The organism is Chitinimonas taiwanensis DSM 18899 (assembly GCF_900119825.1).
Taxonomy (GTDB): Bacteria; Pseudomonadota; Gammaproteobacteria; order Burkholderiales; family Chitinimonadaceae; genus Chitinimonas; species Chitinimonas taiwanensis.
On record NZ_FPKR01000001.1, the window covers coordinates 341021 to 362840 of the forward strand.

Here is a 21820-nt window from a genome sequence, read left to right on the forward strand (position 1 = left end):
TTAGAACACATGAGGCTTAGTTTATAAAGGTGATTACAGCCATATTGTTCTGTGCCGCGTCTTTATAAAACGACTGAAGCTCCTTGAAGTAGTCCGTGATGTAATCCGCCGCTTCTGGACCTTCATCCCAAATTGACGGATAGATTTCGGCCTCGCTCAGGGCGGGAATGTCGATTCTCTTCCGAAAATCATTCTCTTCAATCGCACAGATCGCTTCAGCAATTTGTTTAACGGACTCAGCTTGAGTGCCTAGCGCTGGCCCGTAACCAACATCCTCCTCACCTATTGGAGCTTCTCCGAATACAGCATTCGCAAGCGGTGGAGCACCACCGTATTGTTCTCCAGTAAGAACAAAATGGATTGCGTGCCACGCCTTATCTAGATCAACAACATTATCTGAATGCTTTTCATAAAGTGTTGAACCAATGTTCTCTGGTGTATCAAACAAAGCACTTAATTCTTCTTGGGGTACAGCAAGAAAATTACCGATCATCGACATAGGGGCTCCTGTGAATTCTAACGTTTGAGCTAAGGGGCTGCCGACCCAAGGGAGGGAACCTGCAAGCACAGCTTGCAGGCAGCCCCCTTGAGCGAGGGGTTAGGCATATTTAATAATCGACTGCATAGAGTCTTCCCAATCTTTCAGCCAAGCCATAGCTTTTGGATTTGCAAAAAAATCCTTAATCGACTCAGCGTAAGTCTCACCATCAGGAAGATTTCCGCTTTCAAAGAATGCTATCGCTTCTTCCACGCCCGGACCGACGAAGAACATGCGATCTAGCTCGCCAACATCCATGTTTAAGTAATCCGCTTGGCACAAAAGTGGCAAGTCATTCACCTGCCCCATTCGATAGATCAGAAATGCACATCGAAAAATACCTTCGTAGAGTGTGCCATCGTCTGTAGCACTTCCATCCCAGAGCGCATTTCGAAACTCGATCTCTTTTCGGAAGGCCTCTCTGATAACTTCAGAAAAAGGCAAAGCATCTCGCTCCAGAATAATCTTGTAGAGAGCTTGCCGTTCTTCCGGCTTAGCAATAAGGGCTTTTATCTCTAGGGTGAGCGTATTGCTATTTTGTTCGAAAACTTCGATGGCTTGCTGAGCGTTCATATGGTGCTATGCCTAACAGTATTTATAAGGACCGGCGGGTCCGTATATTAATTGATATTAAGGGCGCCGAAAAATCTTCACAACCCATTGAATTTCAATCACCTGTAATTTTCCGCGCAGTATATCAACAACAGAAAACCGGGTGCCATGCCATTCTTTATGCCTTCGTGACCGCCGCCATGACCACCTCCGCGAAGAATGGGGTGACGTGCGTTCGAACTAACTTCTGCCGAAGTTGGAAGGAATGTTGTGAAGTGCTATCTGACATGAAAGTCCGGAATGGATCATTAGCGGACGACCAAACCCAATGTGCTCAGGGTCCGCTTAGGCCGAGGATCAGTCATCGCAATCTGTCAGGTATATCTCCCTGCCGCACAAAGGGCTGATGTCACCCATCATTCGGTGGCCGAATACATAGAAAAAGCCCCCAAATTCTGGGGGCATTTTTCTTTTCGTTAACTGAGTCACCCGACAACGAAGATCAAACGTCAATATTCCGTGCAATCAGCGCATTCTGTTCAATGAAAGCCCGACGCGGCTCCACATTGTCGCCCATCAGCGTGGTGAAGATATCGTCCGCGGCCATCGCGTCTTCGATCTGCACTTTCATCAGGCGGCGCACGGTGGGGTCCATGGTGGTTTCCCATAGCTGCTCGGGGTTCATTTCGCCCAGACCTTTGTAGCGCTGCACGGTCATATTGCGGCGCACTTCGTTCAGCAGCCAATCCAGCGCTTCGCCGAACTCCGTTACCGATTTGCTGTGTTCGCCACGGCGCACTTGCGCGTCTTCGCCCAGCAGGCCATTCAGCATGTCGGCGGTGCGGCGCAGCTGCAGGTAGTCGCCCGAGTGCAGGAAGTCGTGGTCGAGGTATTGCACCGCGATATTGCCGTGCACGGTCTTCTTCAGGCGCAGGATCCAGGCGTCGTTCTTGTCGTCGTGGAAGGGCTCGAGGATGAAGGCCGGGTCGGCCATGGCACCCATCAGGCTCTGGGCCGAGGCGAGCGCATTGGCTTCGCTGCTCATGTCCAGGGCCGGCACCTTCAGCAGGGCGTATAGCACGGTCGGGTCGAGCAGGCGCTTTTCGCGTTCGATCACGGCCTTGGCCAGCAAGAACTGGCGCGCCATGGCATCGAGCGCATCGCCTTCAATGGCGGCAGCGCCTTCGCGTGGCACCAGCTGAGCGCCATTCAGGGCCAGCTTGAGCAGATACTGGTTCAGTTCCTGGTCGTCCTTCTGATACTGCTCGTTCTTGCCGTGCTTGACCTTGTACAGCGGCGGCTGGGCGATATACACATAGCCGCGCTCAACCAGCTCGGGCAGCTGGCGGTACAGGAAGGTGAGCAGCAGGGTACGGATGTGGGCACCGTCCACGTCCGCGTCAGTCATGATGATGATGCGGTGGTAGCGCAGCTTGGCCAGGTCGAAATCGTCCTTGCCGATGCCGCAACCGAGCGCGGTGATCAGGGTGGCGATCTGGTCGCTGGAGATCAGCTTGTCGAAGCGCGCGCGCTCCACGTTCAGCACCTTGCCGCGCAGCGGCAGGATGGCCTGGAACTTACGGTCGCGACCCTGCTTGGCCGAGCCGCCGGCCGAGTCACCCTCCACGATGTAGATTTCCGACAGGGCGGGGTCTTTTTCCTGGCAGTCGGCCAGTTTGCCGGGCAGGCCCAGGCCGTCCATCACGCCCTTGCGGCGGGTCAGTTCACGCGCGCGGCGGGCGGCATCGCGGGCACGGGCGGCTTCCACGATCTTGCCAACGATGGTCTTGGCGTCGAGCGGGTTTTCCTGCAGGAAGTCGTTCAGCGCCTGGCTGATCACTTCGTTGACCACCGGGCCGATTTCGCTGGAAACCAGCTTGTCCTTGGTCTGACTGCTGAACTTCGGGTCGGGCAGCTTGACGCTCAACACGCAGGTCAGGCCTTCGCGCATATCGTCGCCGGCGGTTTCGATCTTGGCCTTCTTGGCCAGTTCGCTCTTTTCGATATAGCCATTCAGCGTACGGGTCATCACCTGGCGCAGGGCGGTCAGGTGGCTGCCCCCGTCGCGCTGCGGAATGTTATTGGTGAAGCACTGCACCGATTCCTGGTAGGAATCGTTCCACTGCATGGCTACTTCCACACTCATGCCGTCCTTTTCGCCCAGGGTGTAGAACACCTTGGGGTGCAGGGCGGTCTTGTTGCGGTTCATGTATTCGACGAAGCCCTTCACGCCGCCCGAGTAGCTGAAGTTCTCTTCCTTGCCGCTACGGCGGTCGATCAGCACGATGGCCACGCCGTTGTTCAGGAAGCTCAGTTCACGGATGCGCTTGGCCAGGATGTCGAAGTGGAATTCGACCAGGCCGAAGGTTTCGGTGGAGGCGAGGAAGTGCACCTCGGTGCCGCGGTGTTCGGTATTGCCCACCACTTTCAGCGGCTCGACGCGCTCGCCGCGGCGGAATTCCATGCTGTGCACCTTGCCATCGCGACGGATGGTCAGGCGCAGCCAGTCACTCAGTGCGTTCACCACCGACACGCCCACGCCGTGCAAGCCGCCCGATACCTTGTAGCTGTTCTGGTCGAACTTGCCGCCGGCGTGCAGCTCGGTCATGACGATTTCGGCCGCCGAGCGCTTGAATTCGTCTTCTTCCTTGATGGCGGTGGGGATGCCGCGACCGTTGTCTTCCACCGAGATGGAGTTGTCGGGGTGGATGATGACCTTGATGTCGTTGCAGTGGCCGGCCAGCGCTTCGTCAATCGCGTTGTCCAGCACTTCGAACACCATATGGTGCAGACCGGTACCGTCCTGCGTATCGCCGATATACATGCCGGGGCGCTTACGCACGGCCTCCAGGCCCTTCAACATCTTGATACTGTCCGCGCCGTATTCCTGATCGCTCATCACTTATCCACCTGGTGCTATCGGGTTTCCATCGCCAGGCTTTGCCAGCCGGCAACGATGTTTTCCCTGTACTGATAAAAACGCTAAAGCCGGCCAAACAGGCCGGCTTGCATGGCCTTTGGCGCCTTAAATGCGCATCGGCATCACAACGTATTTGAAGTTCGGTTCTTCCGGCACGGTGACCAGGGTGCTGCTGGTAGCGTGGTCGCCAAAGGCAAACACCAGCGCTTCGTGGTCCAGATTGGTCAGCACGTCGAGCAGGTAGCCGATATTGAAGCCGACATCGAGCGGATCACCCTGGTAGGCAATCTCCAGTTCTTCGGTCGCTTCTTCCTGCTCGCTGTTGTTACAGATGATCTTCAGCATGCCGTCGCTGAGTACGAGGCGCACGCCGCGGAACTTCTCGTTGGACAGAATGGCGGCGCGCTGCAGCGAGGCGAGCAGCTGGGCGCGGTTCAGCGGCACCAGCTTGTCGTTGCCGGTGGGCACCACACGGTTGTAATCGGGGAATTTGCCATCCACCACCTTGGAGTGGATGACGATATTGCCGAAGGCGAACTTGACCTGGTTCTGGGCGATTTCGATGGTCACTTCGTCATCGATATCGGCCAAGAGCTTGTACAGCTCGACGATGGTCTTGCGCGGCAGGATCACTTCATTGCGTTCGACGCTGGTCTCGATCTGGCTGCCCACATAGGCCAGGCGGTGGCCATCGGTGGCGATCAGCTTCAGCTCATTGCCATCGGTAACCATAAAGAGGCCGTTCAGGTAGTAGCGGATGTCCTGATGGGCCATCGCGTACTGCACGCGGCTGATCAGGTTCTTCAGCTGGCTTTGCGGCAGCTTGATCACGCTCTTCACATTGGTGTCGATGGCGAGCTTGGGGAAATCGGCGGCGGGCAGGGTCTGCAGATTGAAGCGGCTCTTACCGGCTTTCACGGTCAGACGGCTATCGTCCTGATCCAGCGTCACGGTTGCGCCATCGGGAATCGCGCGCAGGATGTCCTGGAACTTCTTGGCCGAGATGGTCAGCTGGAAGTCGCCACCGTCCGCATGCGGATGATCGGTGGTGATCTGGATTTCCAGGTCGGTGGCCAGGAAGGTCAGCTGACCGTTCTGCTTGGCGATCAGCACATTCGACAGGATGGGCAGGGTATGTCGACGTTCGACGATACCGGTCACCATGGTCAGCGGCTTGAGGAGCGAATCGCGATCTGCTTGTATCAGCAACATAAGTAAGTAGTTCCTGAAGATAGATAAATAGAAGCCGGTGTTGTCTGTGGAAAAGCGGATTACCCGATTTCCTTCAAAGCCTTGCCGCCCAATTTCCCTGTGGGTAACGCTGGCCGGGGGCTGTGGGCGGTTTGTGCTGCATTTTTCCCGCCACCCTGGCCGTGCGACTTACGCACATTTTCTACTGCTTTCGTCCCGCACTTGCTAGTTACGCAAAATCTGCGCGAGAACGTTGTAATCGTGGTTCATGTTTGCATCGCTCTGCCGCAGCGCGGCGATGGTCTTGCAGGCATGCAGCACGGTGGTGTGATCGCGCCCGCCAAACGCTTCGCCAATGGCCGGCAGGCTCATCTGGGTCAGGTCCTTGGCCAGGGCCATGGCAATCTGGCGCGGCCGGGCGATATCGCGCGTGCGCTTTTTCGAGTGCATGTCGGCGATCTTGATCTTGTAGAAGTCGGCCACCGTCTTCTGGATGTTTTCCACCGAGATCAGCTTATTGCCCGAGGCAAGGATGTCCTTCAGCGCCTCCTTGGCCACCTCAAGCGTGATCTGCTCGCCGGTGAAGCGCGAATAGGCGAGCACGCGCTTCAAGGCGCCTTCCAGCTCGCGCACGTTCGAACGGATATGCTTGGCAATGAAGAAGGACACGCTCGAGTCGAGCTTGAAGCCATCCGACTCGGCCTTCTTGTGCAGAATCGCCACGCGCATTTCCAGCTCGGGCGGCTCGATCGCCACGGTGAGGCCCCAGCCAAAGCGCGAGATCAGCCGGTCTTCAATGCCCTCGATCTCCTTCGGATAGCGGTCCGAGGTGATGATGACCTGCTTGTGGCCCTCGATCAGCGCATTGAAGGCATAGAAGAACTCTTCCTGGGTGCGGTTCTTGCCCGAGAAGAACTGGATATCGTCGATCAGCAACAGGTCGAGCGAGTGGTAGTAGCGCTTGAACTCGTCGAAGGCCTTGTGCTGGTAGGCGCGCACCACATCGGCCACATAGCGTTCCGCATGAATGTAGCGGATCTTCGCCTGCGGGTTGTGCTGGTGCATGTAGTTGCCGATGGCCTGGATCAAGTGCGTCTTACCGAGGCCCACGCCGCCATACACGAACAGCGGGTTGTAAGCGGTGCCGGGGTTCTCGGCAATCTGGATTGCCGCGGCGCGCGCCAGCTGGTTGGCCTTACCGGTCACGAGCGTGTCGAAGGTGAAGGACGGATTGAGCCGGGTGGTTTCGTTGGCCGGGGCAATCTGGCGGGCTGGCGCCGGCTTGGCGGCTGGTTGCGCTTCGGCATCGGGCGCGCCGGCTGTGGTGGCACCCGGCGTTGCGGCGCGGATGCTGGCTGGCGGCGTGCGCGGCTTTTCGCTCACGCGCAGCTCGATGGTGAACGGTTCGCCGAAGAACTCGGCCGCGTATTTCTCGATGCGGCCGAGGAAACGGTCGCGCACGAACTGCAGGGAAAATTGATTCGGGGCGTACAGGGCCAGAGCGTCGTTCTCAACCGAGAAGGACAGCGGCTTGATCCAGGTGTTGAACTGTTGCGCGGACAATTCGTCTGCGAACCGGGCAAGGCAGTCCGGCCAAAACTGTTCGACGGGTGACATCATTTATTGGAATCTTGCGGCGCGGCCGGTGTTGTGCGAACGGCGTGTTATCGCGGCTGACCCCTGGTCGGGTGCGCGGCCGGTGCGTGTGAGCAGTAGCGTGTGAAAGCCAGCTGCTACATTAATCGACCGCGTATTTTAGTCACTTTCCCCAGGCTTATCCACAGGCTAGTCAAAATAAGGGCATTGACAGATATAGGTTTTTTCCGTTTAATTGCGCGTTTCTTCACAAGACACGCCTTAGGGGCATTGCCATGAAACGCACTTATCAACCTTCCGTCATTCGTCGCAAGCGTACCCACGGCTTCCTGGTTCGCAGCCGTACCCGTGGTGGTCGCGCCGTACTGGCAGCACGCCGCGCCAAGGGCCGTCACAGCCTGTCGGTCTGAGCCAGCGCTTGCAGTACCGCTTCACCAGGCAGCAACGCCTGTTAAAAACGGATGAATTTTCATCCGTTTTTAGTTTGCGCCGTACCCAGGCAAATGCGTTCTTTCAGGTCTGGGTCCAGCCCAACCAGCTAGGCCGAGCCCGTCTGGGTCTGGTGGTGGGCAAGAAGGTCGAGCGACGCGCAGTCGGGCGCAATTTCATCAAGCGCACGGTACGCGATCTGTTTCGCCACGAGGCCGCGCGCTTGCAGGGCTTGGATCTGGTGGTTCGCGCCAAGCGAACTTTCCATCGCAGTGAGGCTCAGAGTGCGCGCAGCGCTTTGCTGAAACTGTTGGCCCGCTTTGCCACATGTCCCGCCTCCTGATTGCACTGATCCAGATCTACCGCTACACGCTCAGCCCGTATCTGGGCCGTAACTGCCGCTTTACGCCCACCTGCTCCGAGTACGGAATACAAGCGCTGCGCCGTCATGGCGCGGTGCGCGGCGGATGGCTTACAATCCGCCGGCTTTGCCGCTGCCACCCTTGGGGTGGCCACGGGCACGATCCAGTGCCTTGATCCCAGACGAGATTTCCCGCGCATGGATACCAAACGCCTAGTTGTTTTCGTTGTGCTGTCTTTCGCCATTCTGTTTGGCTGGCAGCACTGGTTCGCACCCAAGCCGGTGCCCGCGATTTCCCAGCCGCAAGAGCAGGCTGCCGCCACCCCGGCCGGCGCTGCGGGTGCGGCTGCACCGGTCAGCGTGGCCGAGGCACCGGGCAAGCTGCAGAACGGCGGCCGCGTGCGAGTGAAGACCGATTTGTTCGATGCTGAAATCGACACCATGGGTGGCGATCTGCGCAAGCTGACCCTGAGCCAGCATGGCCAGCATGAAGATGCCAAGACGCCCTTCGTGTTGTTCCAGGAAGGCCCAGAGCATATCTATGTGGCGCAGACCGGGCTGATCAAATCCGATATGCCCAATCTGCCTACCCACCGCACGCTGTTCACCACCAAGGACAGCCTGATGGTCATGCAGCCCGACTTCAACGAGCTGAGCCTGCGCCTGGAAGCGCCCGAGGTGGACGGCGTGAAGGTGGCGAAGATTTACACCTTCAAGCGCGGCAGCTACCAGATTGATGTGCGTCACGAGATTACCAATAGCCGTGCCCAGCCGCTGGATGTGGAGGCCTATTTCCGCCTGATGCGTGATGGCAAGGACCCGAAGGGCAGCGGTGGCTACCTGGGTGCCGCCACCTTCACCGGTCCGGCCGTGTACACCGAAGCCGGCAAGTTCCAGAAGGTGGCCTTCTCGGATATCGACAAGGACAAGGCCGAGTACGTGAAGAGTGGCAAGGATGGCTGGATTGCCATGCTGCAGCACTACTTCGCCAGTGCCTGGCTGCTGTCGCCGAATGGCTCGGCCAATCTGTGCGCCAAGCAGGACTGCCGCTTCGTGGTGGAACGCGTCGGTGATCTGTACTCGGCCGGCGCCATCGTCAAGGTGCCGACCATCGCTGCTGGTGCCACTGGCGTGATCAATGTGCCGTTGTATGCCGGGCCGCAGGAAACCCGCGCGCTGGAAGCTGCTGCACCAGGCCTGGATCTGGTCAAGGACTACGGCATGTTCACCGTGCTGGCCAAGCCGATGTTCTGGGTGCTGGACAAGATTCACGGCATGGTCGGCAACTGGGGCTGGGCGATTGTCATCTTCACCATCCTGATCAAGCTGGCCTTCTTCCCGCTGTCCGCCGCGTCCTATCGCTCGATGGCCAAGATGAAGAAGCTGGCCCCGCGCATGCAGAAGATGAAGGAACAGTACGGCGACGACCGCATGAAGTTCCAGCAGGCCGTAATGGAAATGTACAAGCAGGAAAAGGCCAACCCGATTGCGGGCTGTCTGCCGGTGCTGGTGCAGATTCCGGTCTTCATGGGCCTTTACTGGATGCTGCTGGCCGCGGTGGAACTGCGCCAGGCACCGTGGACGCTGTGGATCCATGATCTGTCGGTGGCCGACCCCTACTATGTGCTGCCCATCCTGATGGCTGCCTCGATGTATGTGCAGGCGCTGCTCAACCCGCCGGCCGCCGACCCGCTGCAGGACAAGATGATGAAGATCATGCCGCTGGTGTTCTCGGTCATGTTCATCTTCTTCCCTGCCGGTCTCGTGCTGTACTGGGTGGTGAACAATCTGTTCTCCATCGGTCAGCAGTGGTACATCACCCGCATGATCGAAAACGAAGGCAAGGGCAAGTAAGCGCCCTGTCTGTGGAGAAAGGCCCGGCAATGCCGGGCTTTTTTCTTGTATGGTGAAGCCTGTTTGCCCCCGATTCCTCTCGCTCGATTCCGCCATGACCCAGCCTGCTCGCCCCGCCACCATCGCCGCCATTGCCACCGCTCCCGGCCGAGGTGGGGTAGGGGTGGTGCGCATCTCGGGCAGTGGCCTGGCCGACTTTGCCCAGAGTCTGGTCGGCAAGCCGCTCAAGCCGCGCCATGCGCACTACGCCGATTTCCGCAGCCAGGATGGCGAGCTGATCGATCAGGGCCTGGCGCTGTTCTTCCCCGCACCACATTCGTTCACCGGCGAGGATGTGCTCGAGCTGCAGGGCCATGGTGGCCCGGTGGTGATGCAGATGCTGCTGCGCCGCTGCCTGGAGCTGGGCGCGCGCCTGGCCGAGCCGGGCGAGTTCACCCGGCGTGCCTTCCTGAACGACAAGCTCGACTTGGCCCAGGCCGAGAGCGTGGCCGACCTGATCGATGCCGGCTCGGAGGCGGCAGCCCGTTCGGCGCTACGCTCGCTGGCTGGCGCTTTCTCGACCGAGATCCACACCCTGGTCGAGCAGCTGATCAATCTGCGCATGCTGGTGGAAGCCACGCTGGACTTCCCCGAGGAGGACATCGACTTCCTGGAAGCGGCCGATGCGCGTGGCAAGCTGGCGGGCATCCATGCTCAGCTCAAACGTGTCAGCCGTACGGCACGCCAGGGCGCACTGCTACGCGAGGGCATGCATGTGGTGCTGATCGGCCAGCCGAATGTGGGCAAGTCCAGCCTGATGAATGCGCTGGCCGGCGAGGATGTGGCCATCGTCACCGAGATTGCCGGCACCACGCGCGACACGGTGCGCGAGCTGATCCAGCTCGACGGTGTGCCCATGCACATCATCGACACGGCTGGCCTGCGCGAGACCGAGGACAGGGTCGAGCAGATCGGCATCGAGCGCACCTGGGCCGCGGTAGGCAAGGCCGATCTGGCGCTCTTGCTGATCGACAGCCGCGAGGGCATTACCGCGCATGACCAGGCGATTCTGGCGCGCCTGCCCGAGAAACTGCCGCGCGTGCATGTGTTCAACAAGGTCGATCTGACCGGCGAAGCGGTCGGGCATGGCGAGGAAGACGGCCATGCCGTGCTACGCCTGTCGGCCAAGGCCGGCCTGGGCCTGGATGAGCTCAAGCGTACGCTCCTGCAGATGGTCGGTTGGGGCGGCTCGGACGCCGGCGTATTCCTGGCGCGCGAGCGTCATCTGGATGCGATCCGCCGCGCCAGCGGCCATCTGCACACAGCCGCCCAGGTCTGGCAGCAGGTGGAATTGTTCGCCGAGGAGCTGCGCCTGGCGCAGCACGATCTGAGCAGCATTACCGGCGAATTTACCGCCGACGACCTGCTGGGCGAGATTTTCAGCCGTTTTTGTATCGGCAAATAGCCACAAGCGTTGCGAGAAGCTATAAAGCGCGCGGGGCTGGCTTCCCATGGCACCAAAAGCGTGCTTGAATAGCGTTACCGTTCAAACGCTTGTTTGAATTCGACCGACGGTCGATTGCACAAGTATTCCGGCCTGGCCACCCGCCAGGCCTTCTTCACCTCGCCGCCATCCGCGGCGATATGCCGAACCCCCAAGGGGTTCTCCACCCGCTGCACTGGCGGGTGGTGCATGCCGTATCAAAACCTAAGACTCGACGGGCGCGACCATGATCGCTGCCCGCGCTGTTGGTGCCCAAGCATGGTTTCGATTCCCGCGATGGCGGGCTTCGTTTCCAAATCCAAGCTGCCGCCTGCGCCGGCTTGGATTTGGAAATGAAACAAGGCGAGGTGTTTGACATGAAGATTGCCATCCCCAGGGAGTCGGCAACGCGGGAAACCCGCGTGGCCGCCACGCCCGAGACGGTAAAGAAATACATAGCGATGGGCCACGCGGTCACCGTGCAAAGCGGTGCCGGGCTGGCTTCGGCGATTCCGGATGCGGCCTTTGCCGAGGCCGGTGCCAGCTTGGCGGCTGACTACGCAGCTACGGTGGCGGATGCCGACATCGTGTTCAAGGTGCGTGCGCCGGCGGCCGAGGAAGTGGCGGCGCTGAAGTCCGGCGCGGCCTTGATCGCCCTGGTCGACCCGCATCGCAACCCGCTGTTGGCCGACTATGCGGCCAAGCAGCTGGATGTGTTTGCCATGGAGCTGGTGCCGCGCACCACGCGCGCCCAGGCCATGGATGTGTTGTCCTCGCAGGCCAATATCGCCGGCTACAAGGCGGTGTTGCTGGCCACCGAGTTCTACCCGCGTTTCTTCCCGATGATGATGACCGCCGCCGGTACGGTGAAGCCCGCACGCGTGCTGATTCTGGGCGCTGGCGTGGCCGGTCTGCAGGCGATTGCCACCGCCAAGCGCCTCGGTGCCGTGGTCGAGGCCTTCGATGTGCGCCCGGCCGCCAAGGAACAGGTCGAATCGCTGGGCGGCAAGTTCGTGGAAGTGCCGCTGAACGAGGAAGAGAAGAAGCAGGCCGAGACCGCAGGCGGCTATGCGCGCGAGATGTCGGACGACTACAAGGCGCGCCAGGCTGCGCTGGTCGATAAGCATGCGCGCAATGCCGATATCGTGATCACCACCGCGCTGATTCCGGGCCGCCCGGCCCCGGTGCTGATCAAGCCGGAAACCGTGGCCGGCATGAAAGCGGGTGCGGTGCTGGTCGATCTGGCGGTGGAAAACGGCGGCAACTGCCCGCTGTCCCGGCTGAACGAGGTGGTGACCACCGAAAACGGCGTCAAGCTGGTTGGCTATGCCAATCTGCCTGGCCTGGTGGCGGCGGATGCCTCGGCGCTGTATGCGCGCAATCTGCTCAACTTCGCCGGCCTGATCCTGGACAAGGAAAAGGGCTATGTCGTGAACCGCGAGGACGACATCGTGGCAGCCAGCCTGATCACTCACGCCGGCCAGGTTCTGTTCGGCAAACAGGCTTGAATCTGCGCGGGCTACAGGCCCGGCCTATCGCATAGATGCATTCAGGGAGATACCCATGAGTACCACCGCCAACGTTGCGCACGCCGCAACCGAGACTGCCAGCGCAGTCGCTACCAGCCTGCCCGTGGAGCAGCTGGTGCAAACCCCCTTCGTGGCCACCTTCACCATCTTCGTGCTGGCCATCTTCATCGGCTACCACGTGGTGTGGAGCGTGACCCCGGCCCTGCATACGCCCTTGATGGCGGTCACCAATGCGCTTTCCAGCATCATCATCGTCGGCGCCGTGCTGCAGACGGTCGATATCGGCGGGCAGACCATCACGCTGACCTCGGTGCTGGGCGCCGTGGCGGTGTTTCTGGCCAGCGTGAACATCTTCGGCGGCTTCGCGGTGACCTCGCGCATGCTCGAGATGTTCAAGAAGAAGAAAAAGTGAGGGAGCAGCAATGAATCTGATCGCTCAACACGCGGACTGGATCTATCTGGTCGCCGCGGTACTGTTCATCCTGACCCTGAAGGGCCTGTCGAGCCCAACCGGTGCGATTGCCGGCAACCGCTATGGCATGGTCGGCATGGCGCTGGCCGTGCTGGTGACGCTAGTCATCGCCCCCAGCCCCAACTTCGCACTGATCGGCCTGGCCATGCTGGCCGGTGCCGTGATCGGCGTGTATCGCGCCAAGACGGTGCCGATGACCCAGATGCCGGAAACCGTGGCGCTCATGCACTCGCTGGTGGGCCTGGCCGCGGTGCTGATCGCGCTGGCTGCCGTGCATAACGGCGACCAGCAGCACAGCACCGTGCAGCGCATCGAGCTGTTCATCGGTTGCTTTATCGGCGGCATCACCTTCACCGCCTCGGTGGTGGCCTGGGGCAAGCTCAGCGCCAAGCTGGCTGCCAAGCCGCTCAAGGGCGGCTGGGTGAAGCCGATGCAGATCGCGCTGGCGCTCGGCATGTTCGGCTTCGGTGCGCACTACTTCGTCACCGAATCGCTGAGCTCGTTCTGGATCATGACCGGCCTGTCCATCGTGCTCGGCTACTTCCTGATCGCCCCGATTGGCGGCGGCGATATGCCGGTGGTGGTGTCGATGCTGAACAGCTACTCGGGCTGGGCCGCGGCCGGTATCGGCTTCACCCTGGGCAACTCGGTGCTGATCATCGCCGGCTCGCTGGTCGGCTCTTCCGGTGCCATCCTCAGCTACATCATGTGCAAGGCCATGAACCGCTCGCTCTTGAATGTGATCTTCGGCGGCGGTATGGGTGGGGACGATGCAGCAGCCGGTGCGGCTGGTGAGGCTGTGCAGCGCCCGTACAAGTCCGGCTCGGCTGATGACGCGGCCTTCATGATGGGCAATGCCGACTCGGTGGTGATCGTGCCTGGCTATGGTCTGGCCGTGTCGCGCGCCCAGCATGCGCTGCAGGAATTCGCCAATGCGCTGACCGCCAAGGGTGTGACCGTGCGCTATGCGATCCACCCGGTCGCCGGCCGCATGCCCGGCCATATGAATGTGCTGCTGGCTGAGGCGGAAGTGCCTTACGAGCAGGTACAGGAGATGGAGGAGATCAATTCCGACTTCGGCAACACCGATGTGGTGTTGGTGATTGGCGCCAACGACGTGGTCAACCCGGCCGCCCAGCGTGACAAGCAAAGCCCGATCTACGGCATGCCGATTCTGGAAGCGCACAAGGCGCGTACCGTGATCGTGGTCAAGCGTTCGATGAGTGCCGGCTACGCGGGTCTCGACAATGATCTGTTCTATATGGACAAGACCATGATGGTGTTTGGTGATGCCAAGAAAGTGGTCGAGGACATGATCAAGGGCGTGGGCCACTGATCCATCGACCCTGTATGGAAAAGCCGCCTGCGGGCGGCTTTTTTTTGGCCGGGCTTTGCGCAGGCTGCCAGATCGTGATTGCCATGGTTTCACATGAAACCTGGCCCTGCCCGGGGCGGCTTGCTACCATGCGCGCGCCGCCCGCCTGGGCGGTGCGTCTTCAGGGCGGGGTGAAACTCCCCACCGGCGGTAGGGTGCCATCTGGCACCGAGCCCGCGAGCGCTTGCCCCGTGCAAGGTCAGCAGATCCGGTTCAAGGCCGGAGCCGACGGTCATAGTCCGGATGAGAGAAGACGAGATGTCTGGCGCCACCGCCCCCAGCGGCTGGCGCTGCATCCCTATGGCCGCCTTGCCCGCATGGGCAGGGTGTGCTGCGCCCTGAACGCTTCTTTGCCATCCATCCGACAAGGAGCGTTTGCATGAAATCGTTTCAACACTACTTTGCCAGTACCACGGCACACAGCCGTATCGAAGCCAGCCTGGAAGCCTTGCGCCAAGGGCGTGGCATGATCCTGCTCGACGATGCCGAGCGCGAGGACGAAGCCGATCTGATCTTCGCTGCGGCGCGCATCGACACGGCCGGCATGGCCAGGCTGATCCGCGACTGCAGCGGTATCGTCTGCCTATGCCTGCCGGGCCAGGCGATTGACGCCCTCGGCCTTCCGGCCATGGTCAGCCATAACCAGAGCCGGCATGGCACGGCTTTCACCGTCTCGATCGAGGCCCGCAGTGGGGTCAGCACCGGGGTCTCGGCTCAGGACAGACTGACCACGGTGCGCGCTGCACTCAGCGGCCAGCCGGATGCCATCGTCAGCCCCGGCCATGTATTTCCGCTGCGCGCCCAGGACGGCGGTGTGCTGGCGCGGCGCGGACATACCGAGGGCAGCGTTGACCTGGCGCGTCTGGCTGGCTTGCCGGCGGCAGGCCTGCTGTGCGAGCTGACCAATCCGGATGGCAGCATGATGCGTGGCGAGGCGCTGATCGCCTATGCCACGCTGCATGCGCTGCCGCTGGCCAGCATCGAGGACCTGGTGCAGTGGCGCCAGCAGCATGAAGTCCAGCGCGAACAGGCAGTGCCAGCCTGATTGCGCCAGCAGAAACGGGGCCTGCGGGCCCCGTTTTTGCGGCTAGTTGCCCTGGGCTGAGGTACTTGGCGTTGGCGGCAGGATGCAGGCCAGCATGGCCGTTTCGAAGCCATGCCAGTCCGGCACGTCCCCGCTCACGATCAGCTCGGCGCGCGAATCGCGCCGCCAGGCAATCTCCACTGCGCTGGCCTCATTCCCTACCCAGTTGAACAACAGCCAGCCATGGTCGGTATGAAACACGCCCTTGGCACGCTGTACCGGCAATAGGCCCAGGGTGCTGTGCGCATGCAGGCGCTGGAATAGCTCGGCCAGCTGCTGGGCAGAAAAGCGCACTTCCGGTGCCCAGACCCAACCGCGGCTGGCCTGGCCGGGTTCTGTGTGGTCTTTCACCACCCAGCCTTCGCCTGCTACATCGCCAGGCGACATCTGGCTGCGCTCGCTGGCGGAGGATGCCTGGCGCGTTGAGCGGGCCCTGTGGCGCAGCTCGCTAGCCGGCGTCTGCGGCGCCGGTATCTCGCCCCGCAAATCCAACAGCCCCAGCTCGAACTCCCCCTGGCTGGTGGTCTGCACGGCCAGCTTGGGCGGGTACATGCCGCGCGCCATGGCCATGAAGTGGTCGACCTCGGCCGCATCGGCGCGGTCGCATTTATTCGCGATCAGCACATCGGCTAGGGTGATCTGCTCGCGCCAGATTTCGTGGCTGGTGTAGCGCGTATCGTTGAGCTGGCGCGGGTCGACGAGGGTGATGGTGGCGCGCACATCGAGTGCGGCGGCCAGATAGGGGTCGCGCAGCACATCGATGATGCCGGACGGGTGGCCGAGACCCGAGGGTTCGATGATCAGCCGGTCGGGGCGGCGCTCGCGCAAGAGCTTGGTCAGGCTCACGCGCAGCATGGGGCTGGTGGTGCAGCAGATGCAGCCACCGGGCACTTCGACCACATTGAGCTGCGCGCTGGCGCTGCTGATGGCGGCACCATCGATGCCGACCTCGCCGAACTCATTGACCAGCACGGCCCAGTATTGCTCGGCGGGCTTATTGGCCAGGAGGCGGCGGATGGCGGTGGTCTTGCCCACGCCAAGGAAGCCGGTGATCAGGTTCACCGGGACTTTTTGCTTATTCATGTGTCCAGCCAGTCCAGTATCGGCTGCCATTGTTCCAGATCGCGCGCCACGCGGGGCTTGGGCAGGTCGAACAGGCCAAGTCCGCGCGGCAGGGTCTGCAGATAGTACTGGGTGTCGCGCAGGCAGCTGAGCACCGGCAGCTCGAATTCGGCCAGGAAGTCGACCAGCTGCTGGCTGGCGCGCGTATGGGCCTTCACGCGCACGCCGACCACGCCGACCTGCACCTTGCCTTTGCGCACCTGCTTTTCCTCGGCCAGGCGCGCGAAGAAATCGCGGCTGGCCCACATATCGAAGCTGGAGGGCTGCACCGGCACCAGGATATGGTCAGACAGCTTGAGTGCGGCTTCCAGCTTCTTGCCGCGCAAGCCGGCCGGCGTGTCCAGAATCGCCAGCTCGCTGCCCTTGGGCGGCTTGGCGAGGCCCTCGTCCTCGCTGGCATCCCAGTGGTGTATGCGGGGAAAGCTGGCCGAGCGTAGGCTCAGCCAGTAGGCGGCCGATTGTTGGCGGTCAATGTCGCCGAGTACTACGGCACGGCCCTGCCAGGCGAAATGGCTGGCCAGATTGGTGGCCAGCGTGGACTTGCCCGCCCCGCCCTTGGGGTTGGCGATCAGAATGGTTTGCATGGGCGACCCTTGCAGGAAGGCATCCGGGTCGCCGACGGGCGACCCAGGCTAGTCGCGCATCCTATCAGGGCCGTTCCAGAATCGCCGCAATCCCCATCCCGCCGGCCGTGCACACCGAGATCAGTCCGCGTCCGCTGCCGCGTTGCGCCAGCAGCTTGGCCAGGGTGGCGACGATGCGGGTGCCGGTGGCGGCAAACGGGTGACCGACGGCCAACGAGCTGCCCACCACATTGAGTTTGGTCGGGTCGATGGCACCGAGCGGCGCATCCAGGCCGAGCCGATCACGGCAATAATCAGCCGACTCCCAGGCGCGCAAGGTGCACAGAACCTGGGCGGCGAAGGCTTCGTGAATCTCGTAGAAATCGAAGTCCTGCAGGGTGAGATTGGCGTCTTTCAGCAAACGCGCCACTGCCACAGTCGGCGCCATCAGCAGGCCTTCACCGGCCACGAAATCCACCGAGGCGGTCTTGGCATAGGTCAGGTAGGCGAGCACCGGCAGGCCGCGTTCGCGCGCCCAGTCTTCACTGGCCAGCAGCACGGCCGAAGCGCCATCGGTGAGCGGGGTGCTATTGCCGGCGGTCAGCGTGCCTTGGCCCGATTCGCGGTCGAAGGCGGGCTTGAGGGTAGCCAGCTTCTCCAGCGTGCTGTCGGCGCGCAGATGGTTGTCGCGCGTCACGCCGGCAAACGGCACCAGCAGGTCGTCGAAGAAACCATCGGCATAGGCGGCGGCGGCTTTTTTATGGCTTTCGTAGGCGAGCTGGTCCTGCTCGGCCCGGCCGATCTGCCACTGCTTGGCCATGATTTCGCAATGCTGGCCCATCGACATCTTGGTGCGTGGTTCGCCGGCATTGGGCGAGGCGGGCTTCAGTTCGCGCAGGCGAAAACCCTTGAAGGCGGCCAGACGCTCACCCAGGCTCTTGGCATTCGCCAGCTTGATCAGGCGCTTGGCAAAGTGGCTGCCGAAGACGATGGGCGCGTCCGAGGTAGTGTCGGAGCCGGCGGCAATCGCGCTGTCGATCTGGCCGGTGGCGATCTTGCCACCCAGCTGGGCTAGCGCCTGCAGGCTGGTGCCGCAGGCCATCTGCACCGTGTAGGCGCTAGTTAGGGGCGAGAGCTTGCTGGACAACACGGCCTCGCGCGCCAGATTCCAGTCCTTGGAATGCGAGATCACCGCGCCGGCGCCGACTTCGCCGATCTCCACCCCGGCCAGGCCGAACTTGTCCGCCAGGCCGTTCAGTGCCGCGGTCAGCATGCTCAGATTGCTCTCATCCTGGTACAGGGTATTGGAGCGGCAGAAGGGAATACGGCTGCCGCCGATGATGGCAACGCGGCGCAGGGTGGTGGGGGACATGGCGCAGATCTCGGACAGAAAAACGCCAGTGTAGCGTGTCGAGCAACTGCTTGGTAACGCGTGCGGCGCAGCCACAGACCAGGCGGGCGGCTTGGCTCAGCCATGCAGCCGAGATGGGGCGCGTCGAGGTTATGGCTGGCCCGCACTGTCTGTGCTGGTGGTCGCAGCCGGCGTCAGTACGGTGAGGATCTCCTCACGGCAAACCACCAGAATTTCGTCGGCCAGCGCTGAATCGTCCGGGCAAGCGCGTGACAGGACGATGGCGCCGACCGCGTGGGCGAGTAGATTGAGTGACTTGGCGCGTGCCTGCCTTGCATCCGCGCTGTCCGCTGCGGCGCCGTCGCGGTTCAAGGCCGCCAGCAAGTTCTCGATGCCGGCCGCAAATTCGGCGCGAACTGCCACCGGCTGGCGTGCGGCATCCCCGCCCAGTGCCGCCATCGTGCAGCCGATTGCGCGGGCGTCGCGGTGCTGGCGCGAGAGATAGGCGCGCACAAAATCCACCCGGTTCATGTCGGTCGTCAGCGCCGTAGTCTGCGCGATGCCGCAGGCGGCGGACTCCGCCATCAGGTCGGCCTTGGAACCAAAGTGCTTGTAAAAGCCGCCGTGGGTGAAGCCGGCAGCCGCCATCAGGTCGGCGACGCCGACGCCGTCATAGCCGCGCTCGCGGAACAGTGAAGACGCGGTTGCAACGATATGCGCGCGGTTCGCCTGTGCTTGTGCCTTGCTGACCTTCATCGTGTGACACCTGTTTGCTCGCTTTGCCAGAAGCAAACACTATACATTGATGTCAATCAACATCAAAAAGATTGACGTGATTGATTATGATCATCATCATTGAGGCGACTTAGTTGAAAGGGCCTTGATACCTAACCCAGACACTTCCTCCTGCAGGCCATTCAGTGCCTGGTCGAGTGAAGCGCTGTGCGTGCGGGCAAGCCAGCCTTTGACCTTTATGCATGAGCCGCAGGGCCATGCACTCAAGAGACCGAATACCGCTATGAGCGCTTACCAGCCAGATTCCCCGCCGCCCACGTCCTATGCCCATGCGCCGACCCAAATCATCCAGGCCGCCGGTACCCACTTTGCCTATCGCGAGCTGGGCCCGCAGGGCGGCACGCCGCTGTTATTGCTTAACCACTGGGGGGCCGTACTCGACAACTTCGACCCACGCATCGTGGATGGTCTGGCAAGCAAGCAGCGTGTGATTGCCGTCGACTACCGTGGGATAGGCTTGTCCGGCGGTGTCGCGCCCCGCAGTGTGGACGAGATGGCGCGCGATACCATCGCGCTCATCCAGGCGCAGGGTGTTGCGCAGGTCGATCTGCTCGGTTTCTCGCTTGGTGGCTTCGTGGCCCAGGACGTGGTGCTGAAAGCGCCCGAACTCGTGCGCAAGCTCATCCTCACCGGTACCGGCCCCGCCGGCGGCCAGGGCATCGATCGTGTTGGGGCCATATCCTGGCCACTGATGCTGAAGGGCCTGCTGACGCTGTGCGACCCCAAGACCTATCTGTTTTTCACCGCTACGACTGAGGGTCGGCAAGCCGCGCGTGCCTTTCTGCAGCGCTTGAAAGAGCGCAAGACCGGTCGCGACAAGGGCCCCACCCCGCGCGCCTTCCTGCGCCAACTGCGGGCGATTGAAGGCTGGGGGCGACAGGCGCCGCAAGACCTCTCCCGTCTGCACTTGCCGGTACTGATCGCCAACGGCGACCAGGACATCATGGTGCCCACTGCGCTCAGCCACGATATGGCGCGCCGCATTCCCCATGCACAACTCCTGATCTACCCAGATGCAGGTCATGGCGGCATCTTTCAGTACCACGCCGACTTTGTGTCCAAGGCCTTGGCCTTTTTAGCGGAGTAAGTCATGCAAGTATCGAAGCCCTTAGCCCTCCTGCGCCCCGCCCTGGGTGCCGGATGCGTGTGCCTGTTGCTTTCCGCGCCAGCCTGGTCTCAGACCACCTCGCCGGCAGGTTTGTGGAAGAACATTGACGATGCCAGCGGCAAGCCCAGGGCGTTGATCCGCATCACCGACACGCAAGGGATCTTGCAGGGACGGATTGAACGGGTATTTCCGGCCCCGGGCGAGGAATCGAATCCGAAATGTGTGAAATGCACAGGCGCCAACCGCGGCGCACCGGTTGTCGGCTTGCTCATCCTGAGCGGGCTGCGCAAGGACGGGGACGAGTATGTGGATGGTCAGATTCTTGACCCGGACAGCGGATCGACCTACCGCAGCAAGGTGAAGCTGCTGGAGGGGGGCGCCAAGCTCAGCGTGCGCGGCTACATCGGTATCCCTACCCTAGGACGAAGCCAGGTCTGGATCCGTCAAGAGTGATAGTTACCTAGTATGAATGTGCTCCCCCCTCACCCATATCGCCCATCCAGTGAGAACACCATGCAAGCATTTAGTATCGATCGTTACAGCAAGCAGGAAGTCGGTCGGATCACCGAAGTGCCGGTGCCGGAAGTCCGGGAGGATGAGGTGTTGGTCGAGATCCATGCGGCGAGTGTCAATCCACTCGATGCCAAGATCCGTAGCGGCGAGTTCAAGCTGGTGCTGCCGTATCGTCTGCCCCTGGTACTCGGCCACGATCTCGCAGGTACGGTGCGCAAAGTCGGTCCGCGCGTGACCCGGTTCAAGCCGGGAGATGCGGTCTTTGCGCGGGCCGATGACTTCCGGATCGGCAGCTTTGCCGAGTACCTCGCGGTCAAGGAGGCATCGCTTGCGCACAAGCCCGCCAACCTCAACATGGAAGAATCAGCATCCCTACCGCTGATCGCCCTGACGGCCTGGCAAGTTTTGGTCGAGCTTGCCCAGGTCAGACCAGGGCAGAAGGTGTTTATCCAGGCCGGCTCTGGCGGCGTGGGCACGGCGGCCATCCAACTGGCCAAACACCTGGGCGCATTCGTCGCAACGACAACCAGTACCAGCAATGTCGAGTGGGTGCAGGCGCTGGGCGCGGATCAGGTTATCGACTACCGGAAGCAGGACTTTGCCACCGTCTTACACGACTACGATGTGGTACTGAACAACCTGGGTAGCGAGGAGCTGGAGAAATCGCTGCAAGTTCTGAAGCCGGGCGGCCACCTCATTTCCATTTCCGGCCCACCCACGCCTGCGTTTGCCGCGGCACAGAGGCTGGCCTGGCCCTTGAAGCAAGTGCTGCGTTTGATCAGCTATGGCATCAGGAAGAAAGCCCAACGCCGCGGGGTCGCTTATTCCTTCCTCTTCATGCGTGCAGACGGCCAGCAGCTCAGGCAGATCGCGGCTTTGATCGAATTGGGGGCTATCCGGCCCATCGTTGATCGGGTATTTCCTCTGGACAAGACTGCCGATGCACTCGCCTATGTCGAGCAGGGTCGTGCCAAGGGCAAGGTGGTCATCAAGGTGAAGTAGCAA

General features: G+C 61.5%; 22 protein-coding genes and 1 riboswitch. Of the genes, 12 read left to right on the forward strand and 10 right to left on the reverse strand.

The features are described from left to right. Positions 1-16: 16 nt before the first annotated feature. The 5 genes from BT173_RS01520 to dnaA form a co-directional block, all read right to left on the reverse strand. Positions 17-499 carry a YfbM family protein gene (locus BT173_RS01520; protein ID WP_084658044.1) on the reverse strand — a complete coding sequence of 161 codons (483 nt, stop codon included), beginning with the start codon at positions 497-499 and terminating at the stop codon, positions 17-19. Between the two features lie 99 nt (positions 500-598). Next, positions 599-1111: a hypothetical protein gene (locus tag BT173_RS01525; RefSeq protein WP_072426845.1), complete on the reverse strand. Its 513-nt coding sequence runs from the start codon at positions 1109-1111 to the stop codon at positions 599-601. 481 nt (positions 1112-1592) lie between these two features. Beyond that, on the reverse strand, positions 1593-3989 hold the full coding sequence (gene gyrB / locus BT173_RS01530; RefSeq protein ID WP_072426846.1) for a DNA topoisomerase (ATP-hydrolyzing) subunit B: 2397 nt from the start codon (positions 3987-3989) through the stop codon (positions 1593-1595). A gap of 126 nt (positions 3990-4115) precedes the next feature. Beyond that, positions 4116-5222: a DNA polymerase III subunit beta gene (dnaN, locus tag BT173_RS01535; RefSeq protein ID WP_072426847.1), complete on the reverse strand. Its 1107-nt coding sequence runs from the start codon at positions 5220-5222 to the stop codon at positions 4116-4118. 204 nt (positions 5223-5426) lie between these two features. Next, positions 5427-6818 carry a chromosomal replication initiator protein DnaA gene (gene dnaA, locus BT173_RS01540; protein WP_072426952.1) on the reverse strand — a complete coding sequence of 464 codons (1392 nt, stop codon included), beginning with the start codon at positions 6816-6818 and terminating at the stop codon, positions 5427-5429. 254 nt (positions 6819-7072) lie between these two features. Between dnaA and rpmH the strand changes: the two genes are divergently transcribed. The 5 genes from rpmH to mnmE all read left to right on the forward strand — a co-directional run bounded on the left by rpmH (position 7073) and on the right by mnmE (position 10885). Then, on the forward strand, positions 7073-7207 hold the full coding sequence (gene rpmH, locus BT173_RS01545) for a 50S ribosomal protein L34 (RefSeq protein ID WP_072426848.1): 135 nt from the start codon (positions 7073-7075) through the stop codon (positions 7205-7207). A gap of 8 nt (positions 7208-7215) precedes the next feature. Beyond that, positions 7216-7569, forward strand: coding sequence for a ribonuclease P protein component (gene rnpA / locus BT173_RS01550; protein WP_072426849.1), 354 nt, complete (start codon positions 7216-7218; stop codon positions 7567-7569). Next, complete coding sequence (gene yidD, locus BT173_RS01555; RefSeq protein WP_072426850.1) at positions 7554-7763, forward strand: membrane protein insertion efficiency factor YidD; 210 nt, start codon at positions 7554-7556, stop codon at positions 7761-7763. Before rnpA ends, yidD begins: the two co-directional genes overlap by 16 nt. Positions 7764-7785: 22 nt before the next feature. Further along, on the forward strand, positions 7786-9441 hold the full coding sequence (gene yidC / locus BT173_RS01560; RefSeq protein ID WP_072426851.1) for a membrane protein insertase YidC: 1656 nt from the start codon (positions 7786-7788) through the stop codon (positions 9439-9441). Positions 9442-9535: 94 nt separating this feature from the next. Further along, positions 9536-10885: a tRNA uridine-5-carboxymethylaminomethyl(34) synthesis GTPase MnmE gene (gene mnmE, locus BT173_RS01565; RefSeq protein ID WP_072426852.1), complete on the forward strand. Its 1350-nt coding sequence runs from the start codon at positions 9536-9538 to the stop codon at positions 10883-10885. 74 nt (positions 10886-10959) lie between these two features. On the opposite strand, the gene BT173_RS19550 is transcribed toward mnmE, so the two are convergent. Next, positions 10960-11115 (reverse strand): hypothetical protein, encoded by a 156-nt coding sequence (locus BT173_RS19550; protein ID WP_175545529.1) that lies wholly within the window; start codon positions 11113-11115, stop codon positions 10960-10962. 141 nt (positions 11116-11256) lie between these two features. Between BT173_RS19550 and BT173_RS01570 the strand changes: the two genes are divergently transcribed. The 4 genes from BT173_RS01570 to ribB all read left to right on the forward strand — a co-directional run bounded on the left by BT173_RS01570 (position 11257) and on the right by ribB (position 15324). Beyond that, entirely contained in the window at positions 11257-12411 is a 1155-nt protein-coding gene (locus tag BT173_RS01570; RefSeq protein WP_308417541.1) for a Re/Si-specific NAD(P)(+) transhydrogenase subunit alpha, read from the forward strand. A 136-nt stretch (positions 12412-12547) separates the two neighbouring features. Further along, positions 12548-12844 (forward strand): proton-translocating transhydrogenase family protein, encoded by a 297-nt coding sequence (locus BT173_RS01575; protein WP_308417542.1) that lies wholly within the window; start codon positions 12548-12550, stop codon positions 12842-12844. Positions 12845-12854: 10 nt separating this feature from the next. Further along, entirely contained in the window at positions 12855-14240 is a 1386-nt protein-coding gene (locus BT173_RS01580; protein WP_072426854.1) for an NAD(P)(+) transhydrogenase (Re/Si-specific) subunit beta, read from the forward strand. Positions 14241-14392: 152 nt separating this feature from the next. Further along, positions 14393-14538, forward strand: a riboswitch (FMN riboswitch). A gap of 120 nt (positions 14539-14658) precedes the next feature. Then, positions 14659-15324 carry a 3,4-dihydroxy-2-butanone-4-phosphate synthase gene (gene ribB, locus BT173_RS01585; protein WP_072426855.1) on the forward strand — a complete coding sequence of 222 codons (666 nt, stop codon included), beginning with the start codon at positions 14659-14661 and terminating at the stop codon, positions 15322-15324. A gap of 42 nt (positions 15325-15366) precedes the next feature. Here ribB and BT173_RS01590 read toward each other — a convergent pair whose 3' ends face one another. From BT173_RS01590 to BT173_RS01605, 4 genes are all read right to left on the reverse strand, one after another. After that, the gene (locus BT173_RS01590; RefSeq protein ID WP_072426856.1) at positions 15367-16446 is read right to left on the reverse strand and encodes a CobW family GTP-binding protein; all 1080 of its coding nucleotides are present in this window, start codon (positions 16444-16446) and stop codon (positions 15367-15369) included. Then, entirely contained in the window at positions 16443-17069 is a 627-nt protein-coding gene (locus BT173_RS01595; RefSeq protein ID WP_072426857.1) for an AAA family ATPase, read from the reverse strand. The genes BT173_RS01590 and BT173_RS01595 overlap by 4 nt, the downstream gene beginning before the upstream one ends. 64 nt (positions 17070-17133) lie before the next feature. Then, a complete protein-coding gene (locus BT173_RS01600; RefSeq protein ID WP_072426858.1) occupies positions 17134-18420 on the reverse strand; it encodes an acetyl-CoA C-acetyltransferase in 1287 nt (428 codons plus the stop codon). A 129-nt stretch (positions 18421-18549) separates the two neighbouring features. After that, positions 18550-19155 carry a TetR/AcrR family transcriptional regulator gene (locus BT173_RS01605; RefSeq protein ID WP_072426859.1) on the reverse strand — a complete coding sequence of 202 codons (606 nt, stop codon included), beginning with the start codon at positions 19153-19155 and terminating at the stop codon, positions 18550-18552. Between the two features lie 262 nt (positions 19156-19417). On the opposite strand from BT173_RS01605, the gene BT173_RS01610 reads away from it, so the two are divergent. From BT173_RS01610 to BT173_RS01620, 3 genes are read left to right on the forward strand one after another with little or no spacing between them, the layout of a single operon-like run. Further along, on the forward strand, positions 19418-20281 hold the full coding sequence (locus tag BT173_RS01610) for an alpha/beta fold hydrolase (protein WP_072426860.1): 864 nt from the start codon (positions 19418-19420) through the stop codon (positions 20279-20281). 3 nt (positions 20282-20284) lie between these two features. Further along, positions 20285-20755 (forward strand): DUF2147 domain-containing protein, encoded by a 471-nt coding sequence (locus tag BT173_RS01615; protein WP_084658048.1) that lies wholly within the window; start codon positions 20285-20287, stop codon positions 20753-20755. A gap of 60 nt (positions 20756-20815) precedes the next feature. Beyond that, positions 20816-21817: an NADP-dependent oxidoreductase gene (locus BT173_RS01620; protein ID WP_072426861.1), complete on the forward strand. Its 1002-nt coding sequence runs from the start codon at positions 20816-20818 to the stop codon at positions 21815-21817. The last annotated feature ends 3 nt before the right edge of the window (positions 21818-21820 follow it).